Source organism: Pirellulales bacterium (assembly GCA_036490175.1).
Taxonomy (GTDB): Bacteria; Planctomycetota; Planctomycetia; order Pirellulales; family JACPPG01; genus JACPPG01.
On record DASXEJ010000197.1, the window covers coordinates 1 to 7,047 of the forward strand.

The window sequence follows — 7,047 nt, forward strand, 5'->3', positions numbered from 1 at the left end:
AGCCGTCGCTCAATGATTCGTTCACGCCACTGGTGTTTGCCTCGCATGTCGGCGACTTTGCTAACTATGAGGGACTCAACGTCGGAGGTCACCTGACGTTGCAGCACACACTGACTGCGAACAGCCTGGTGCTCACGGCCCGACCGACTATCAACGGCGACATTTCACTCGATGGGATTGTGAACGGCCTGGACGTGAATGCTGTGGCAAGCAGCTGGCTAACGCATAATGTCCACGGCGACGTCAACGGGGATGGAATCGTCAATGGCCTCGACATCAACGTCATCGCGGCAAATTGGCTATCAGGCAGCGGCACGGGCGCAGGGAGCACAAATCCCGCTGTCGTGCCCGAACCCTCGTCGCTACTTCTGGCCACGTTCGGTGTGCTCGCCTTGACGATTCGACGAAAGCACCTGCGCAAGGCCTGAAAAAGTCGTACGCCCGTAACGTACTGCGCGTGGAGGGAGCAGGTTTGACTTCGCGTCGAGCTGAGTTATAGGGCGTTAGCCATTTCGCGCTCGACGCGCGCCAGGTCGGCGTCGACCATCATGGCGATGAGCTCCTGGAAGTCGATCGTCGGTTGCCAGCCCAATACTCGTTGAGCCTTACTCCAGTTGCCGCGCAAGCGGTTGACCTCGGCCGGTCGGTAAAGCGCCGGATCTATGTCGACATACTTCGACCAGTCGAGACCCACGTGCGTAAAGGCCAGTTCGACCAGTGTTCGGACAGTGTGCTTTTCGCCCGTCGCGATCACGTAGTCGTCCGGCTTGTCTTGCTGGAGCATCATCCACATGGCGCGGACAAAGTCCCCGGCGAAGCCCCAGTCACGCTCGGCATCAAGGTTGCCCAATAGCAGGCGCTCTTGCACCCCGAGCTTGATGCGCGCCACAGCGTCTGTCACTTTGCGAGGTAGGAATTCTTTGCCGCGCAGCGGCGACTCGTGATTGAACATGATGCCCGAGCAAGCGAACAGATCATAGCTTTCGCGGTAATTGACGGTAATGAAGTGCCCATAGGCCTTCGCCACAGCATACGGGCTACGTGGCCAAAAGGGTGTCTCCTCTGTCTGCGGCTCCTCGCGCACCCGGCCGAACATCTCGCTGCTCGAAGCCTGGAAAAAGCGAATTTTGGGATCGACCAGTCGCACGGCCTCCAGCATCCGCGTTACGCCCAGGGCCGTGAACTCGCTCGTCAACAGCGGCTGCAGCCAGCTGGTGGGAACGAAGCTCTGTGCGGCCAGGTTATAAATCTCGTGCGGGCGAACGTCGCGGACCAGGTTCACCAGCGAGAGTTGGTCCAGTAAGTCGGCCTGGTGTAATTGAATGCGCGGCGCGAGGTGCTCGATGCGCTCGAAGCATTCGGTGCTCGAGCGGCGTACCATGCCATGAACTTCGTATCCGTTGTCCAGCAAAAACGACGCCAGATACGAACCATCCTGCCCGGTAATCCCGGTGATCAGTGCGCGCTTTGTCATCAAGGGAACCGTGTGAGCCGGGGGTTGTCGAGGGAGAGAAGCTGGGGCCCGTGCGCGACTTGCTTGTTTACCGCACAAGCAGATTACCTATTCTGATTCTACGCCGTCTGGAACGCAATCCCGTGATACGGCTGCCGCGATCCCCGGAAACGCAGGGTTGAATACCCAATGTTCGTTCTTCATAATGGGTTAGCCTCGATCCGTCACGGTGTGACGAAGGGGTCAACCTTGCCCGTGCCACAATAAACTGGCGACGTTGCGCCGTGCCCGGCCGGGCAGCACGCGAAAAGGCGGCGTTCGACTGCAACGCCGGCATGACCACAATCTGATCTAGATTGCGGTCAACAGGCTTGTCGAGAAAGCACAGCACCTCTCTCGGCAGAGTCCTTCCTCCCTAATCGTGCCGTACGAAGATTCTAGAAAATGACAAGCCGGTCCAATTCAGCGAAAGGCCCGACAGTGTGGACGTCGTCGTCGCCCCTGGACAAGCGGGGCGGTTCGAGCGCGCCCTCGTCTCCGCAAACCGATCAAGTGCGAGCTTGGTTTGGCCGTGCCTGGCCGTTCTTGGTATTGATTGGGGCTGTTTTGATCGTCTTCGGACATGTTATCCAAGGAGGATTCTCGCCGATCGACGACGCAATGCTAGTTACCAATAATCACCTTTTCCGTCCCATTTCTCTCGCGCACAATTTGGAACCTTGGCGCAGGCCGATTGACAACCTGTACATTCCGGTCACGTACAATTTCTTGGCTCTAGAGGCTGTCGTGTCCAGCCGCATTTCCGCCGGACATGGACATTTCGATCCGTCGGTTTATCATGCCGGCGACGTGATCTTACACGGCCTCAACGCCTGCTTGGTTCTGATCATTCTCAAACTGCTTACCGCCAATGTTGGCGCGGCGCTCCTTGGCGCACTCCTCTTCGCGTTACATCCATTACAGGTCGAGTCCGTCGCCTGGATCTCGGAAACCAAGGGCTTATTAGGCAACTTCTTTTGCCTTTCTGGGTTGGCGTTGCAAGTTGGTCGTTTTCGCTGGCAGCATGTGAGCAAGACCGCCGGTTGGGCACTGTGCGCCGGGATGAACCTGGCCTTTATTCTGGCGTTGCTCTCCAAGCCGTCGACAATGGCGATGATTCCGATTGCCTGGCTCATCCAAATCGGATTCCTACGTCGGTCGATTATGTTGACCACACTGGAGTTGTTGCCTGCGGCTATAGCCGCGGCAGCAATATCGATTGTCACAAAGCTGGCTCAAGGAGATGAACTTCTGGAGTTCATTCCTCCGCTCGCCATGCGGCCGCTAATCGCGGGGGATGCGATCGCGTTTTATCTCGGCAAGCTGGTGATGCCGTTTTCGTTAACGGTGGATTATGGCCGCTCGCCCGAGTTCGTCTTAGAAACGAATTGGATTCGGTTTGCCTGGCTCGTGCCCGTGGGATTGGCCGCTGGATTGGCCCTCTTGCCTTATAGAAGATTCTGGCTACTGTCGCTGGCAATCTTTGTCATCGGCTTTCTGCCGGTGAGCGGCGTTATTTCGTTTGTGTTTCAATACTATTCCACCGTTTCTGACCGCTATGTCTACCTTTCGATGTTCGGCGTGAGCCTTGCTGTCGCATGGTTCTTCACGGTTCAGAGACGGCCTCTGCTGATCGTTGCATTTAGTGTTGTACTGTGTGTTCTGGCAGTTCTCAGCATTCGACAAGGAATGACTTGGAGATCGTCAGAAACCTTGTACGCGCACGCGACGAGTGTAACTCGCAATGGTTATTTGACGCAAAGCGGTCTCGGAAACTTATACGCAGATACCGGACGGCAGCATGAAGCCATCGAGCACCTGGAGCAGGCCGCAGCATTAAAGCCCAATTCCGGAGCCGTGCATCACAAGTTGGGAGCGGCATTGCTGGAAGTGGGACGAGCGGACGACGCCGTCGAACAATTTCGCGAAGCAGCGCGGCTGATGCCAGACAATGCTGTTGCCCGTACCGATTTGGGAGTGGCATTGGGCAAGGCGGGGCGATCACAAGAGGCGATTGAAGAATTCGAGCGCGTCCTACAAGGGCAGCCGGACGATGTCGAAACTCTTGTCAACCTGGTGGTGGCGTATGCGCGTGCTGGTCGGCGTGCCGACGCCCTTGCCGCCGCCCAGAGGGCCCGCACACTTGCGCGCACGCAGAGGAACATGCGTTTGCTCCTCAACATCGAGGGATGGTTGGAAAAAAACGGAGGGCAGGAGTCACGACCGTAGTTTCCTGGTCGCAGCAGCGAATTTTCTTTCAAGCTCTCCGGCAACTCTGCCATTTGTCCGCATGGTCACATGCCCATGACCGAACTCGCCCCGAACACAAGCAACGCCGCGGCGAGGACGCGCCGGCAGTTCTATTTGCCGATCCTCGCTTTGCTGCTGTTGACTTTGTTCATGTTCGGCGATGTCTTGTTTTCGTCGGACACCGTCCTCTCCAAGAACGGGCTGGACCTGGTTCAGCAAGGGATACCATGGCGGGAATTCGGTTTTGGCCAGTTGCGCAATGGGAATTTGCCTCTGTGGAATCCGCATGTGTTTCTGGGAGTACCGTTCCTGGGCAGTTTCCAATCGGCGCTGCTCTATCCGCCCAATTGGCTGTATCTGGTATGGCCGGTCGGCTTGACGACGAATTGGCTGATTGCAGGTCACCTTTTTCTTGGCGGCCTCTTTATGTACGTCTGGTCCTGGCGGCGTGGCCTGCATCCTGTGGCCTGCCTGGTGGCCGCAACGCTGCTGATGTTTTGTGGACCGCAATTCTTGCGCGTGTCCGCCGGGCATTTGCCCCCCTTGTTGGCGATGGCATGGGTCCCGTTGCTATTTTTAGCGATCGACGAATTCTTCACGACGCGAAAACAAGCATGGTGCTTGGTCGGGATGGGTGCTTTGGCGATGCAAATTCTTGCCGGGCATCCTCAATATTGCTTCTGCACGGTCGTCGCAGCCGGCATTTATAGCTGCCTGTGTTTGATTTATGCGCGCCAGAGGCTGTATGTCACGCTAGGGCTGTCGAGTGTGCTGCTCGGCGCGAGTGCGTTAGCGGCCGCGCAATTGCTGCCAGGCCTGGCTACGGCGAGCGAGAGCATACGCAAAACGGGTCTTCCCTACGTCATCGCCTCTTCCTTTTCGCTGCCGCCTGAAAACCTGCTGACGTTGGTGGTGCCCGGCGTCTTTGGCGACGACGTCCACGTGAAGTATTGGGGGCGTTGGAATTTGCCGGAATCGTCGCTGTTCATGGGAGTGACGGGTCTCGTCTTGGCACTGTACGGAGCCATCTATGGTGAACGCGCGACGCGGCGATTTTCGCTGGTGATGGCGCTCGTGCTGTTGCTGATCTCGCTGGGCGATAACACGCCGCTGTTCCGTATCTTGTATGACACCGTGCCTGGCTTCGACAAGTTTCGTAGCGTGGCCAGGTTCGACTATCTGGCGGCTGTGTTCCTGAGCATGTTGGCCGGAATCGGCCTCGATCGACTTATCCGCCAGCCACGGCAGGAATACCGATCGGCGGCCGTCATTATTGCAGTGGCTGTACTATTGGGGATCGCGAGCGTCGTTGTGAAGTCGGCTATCGCAGGTCCGACGCCCGCATTGTGGTGGCAGAACTTGCTGAAAAGCATCGTTGCCACAGGCCAAATCTCGATCGCCCCCGCAGTCTATGCTGATGCGGACTCGATTCGCAATTTTGGCCGCTTCACGGTCTTGAGCCTGCTGGTCGCAGCGGCCACCTTTCTGATGTTGGCCGGGCTATTCGTTTTCTTGCGAGCGCGATCCTGGGTCGTTTATGGCATCGCGACGTTGGCGTTGGTCGAGGTATTTGTCTTTGCCCGCATGTCGCGCGAGACATTCCCCCTGTCGCAGGCTTTTTCGCATGAGGTAGACGACTTCCTGGCAGGGCATCCCGGCGACTATCGGGTTTTCAATACGTTGAATCACAATCAGGCCATGATGCAAGGTGCGTACGATCTGTGGGGATACGACTCATTAATTCCGATGCGTCTGGCAGAGTTGATGGCTTATTCTCAGGGTCAGAAACCTACCAACGCGGTGTTCTACGCTCACTACCCGTCCTTCAATTCCTATCACCGCTTCTTCGAGTTATTGCGCTTGCGTTATATTTTTCAACAAGTTGGCGACGAACTTAAGGTTCACGAATGTCCCACCGCCCTGCCACGATTGCAATTGGTGCAGAGTTACCGCGTGCGTAAGCAGCGTGATGCGATCCTGGCGGCTATGAACGATACCGTCTTCGATGCCAAGACGACGGTGATCCTGGAAGACGACCCCGACGTCAAACCCGACGCAGACGCCATGCCTGGCACTGCGACAGTGGTCGACGAATCGACAGACTACCTGGTGATCGAGGCCCATCTGGCTGCTCCGGGCATTCTTTTGATCACCGACGGTTGGAGCAAGAACTGGCGCGCTCGGCCGCTACCTGGTTCTGTGCAGCAGCGCTACCGGGTCATGGCCGCCGACTATGTGCTACGCGCGATTCCGCTCGAGGCGGGGGACCACTTGATTCGGCTGGAATACCGCTCGATCCCGTTCGCCATTGGCAAGTGGATCTCACTCGTGGCGATCGTGGCGTATGGTCTCGCAATCGGCACGCAAACGCCCTACGGATCGGCGTTCATCCGCCGTTTTAATTCGCGGCGTGCCGGGTCGAAACGTGTCGACCACCGAGCCTAGTAACCGGCGATGACTGCCAGCTGGGTCGCAACGCTCATGCTGCGGAACGGTTCAGAGGACCGGAGACGCCAGCACCGCTAAGAGAAGCCAGCAGCCGACGGCCACGCACCGGTGGACGCAACTCCCATCCACAAAGCCCCTTGAAACAATAGCGGCGCAGGGACTCGAACCCCGGACACGCGGATTATGATTCCGCTGCTCTAACCAACTGAGCTACGCCGCCGTGGAATGCTCGAATCTAACCGCTCCTGGCTGGCGGTCAAGGCGATTGGTCTCCGTGTCTGGGGACAGTGCCGGTATCGGATAGGTTCCAGGTTCCCTGTCGCGACGATGCCGCACGCCTGCCAGGTGCCGTCGCCACGCGCTTCTAAGCCCAATCGTATTGCGTCGGATCAACCGAACTTCGAGTCGATATGACCGATGGGGTCGAGGTTTGCTCATGTCGCGCCGTGTTGGGCCATGCCCATTTGCCTGCCTCAAGGTCGATTAGCGCAATTGCTGAAAAAATGCCCGGAATGCGACCAGGTTTCGCTCGGCTGGGGGGACGAATAGCGACCTATACTTGTAGGCCGACTCATCTAGTTTCCCAGCCAAAGAGGGTGCAACTATGTCCGACGCCCAGCAAGAAGTCGTCGAGGTTTTGCAGCGCGCCGTTGACCAGGCGAAGCCCGAGGGCACTCAATTGACGTACCACCCGATCGTCAGCGATCAAATGGGTTCCGGAGCGTTTACGACCGTTCATGTCGTCACCAGCGACGGCCAGCCGGTGGATGACTCATTCGATTTTGCCGCCGTCGCCAGAAATCTCGGCGCGCAAGCACGGGCCAAAGTCGAAGACCGCAAAGTCTATGGCCAGCAGG

At 57.7% G+C, this 7,047-nt stretch carries 5 protein-coding genes and 1 tRNA gene; 4 read left to right on the forward strand and 2 right to left on the reverse strand.

Features of this window, described 5'->3' with window-relative positions; all coding sequences use genetic code 11:
* Window positions 1–428 (forward strand): PEP-CTERM sorting domain-containing protein (locus VGG64_14145; GenBank protein HEY1600746.1); only part of this gene is annotated, 428 nt, incomplete at its 5' end.
* A 65-nt stretch (window positions 429–493) separates the two neighbouring features.
* Here VGG64_14145 and gmd read toward each other — a convergent pair.
* Window positions 494–1,474 carry a GDP-mannose 4,6-dehydratase gene (gene gmd, locus VGG64_14150; protein HEY1600747.1) on the reverse strand — a complete coding sequence of 327 codons (981 nt, stop codon included), beginning with the start codon at window positions 1,472–1,474 and terminating at the stop codon, window positions 494–496.
* A 765-nt stretch (window positions 1,475–2,239) separates the two neighbouring features.
* On the opposite strand from gmd, the gene VGG64_14155 reads away from it, so the two are divergent.
* Window positions 2,240–3,721 carry a tetratricopeptide repeat protein gene (locus VGG64_14155; GenBank protein ID HEY1600748.1) on the forward strand — a complete coding sequence of 494 codons (1,482 nt, stop codon included), beginning with the start codon at window positions 2,240–2,242 and terminating at the stop codon, window positions 3,719–3,721.
* Between the two features lie 75 nt (window positions 3,722–3,796).
* A complete protein-coding gene (locus VGG64_14160; GenBank protein HEY1600749.1) occupies window positions 3,797–6,187 on the forward strand; it encodes a 6-pyruvoyl-tetrahydropterin synthase-related protein in 2,391 nt (796 codons plus the stop codon).
* A 149-nt stretch (window positions 6,188–6,336) separates the two neighbouring features.
* On the opposite strand, the gene VGG64_14165 is transcribed toward VGG64_14160, so the two are convergent.
* Window positions 6,337–6,410: transfer RNA gene (locus VGG64_14165), tRNA-Met, on the reverse strand.
* A 384-nt stretch (window positions 6,411–6,794) separates the two neighbouring features.
* Between VGG64_14165 and VGG64_14170 the strand changes: the two genes are divergently transcribed.
* Window positions 6,795–7,047, forward strand: a 253-nt coding sequence (locus VGG64_14170) for a hypothetical protein (GenBank protein HEY1600750.1), incomplete at its 3' end; no start/stop codon positions are given.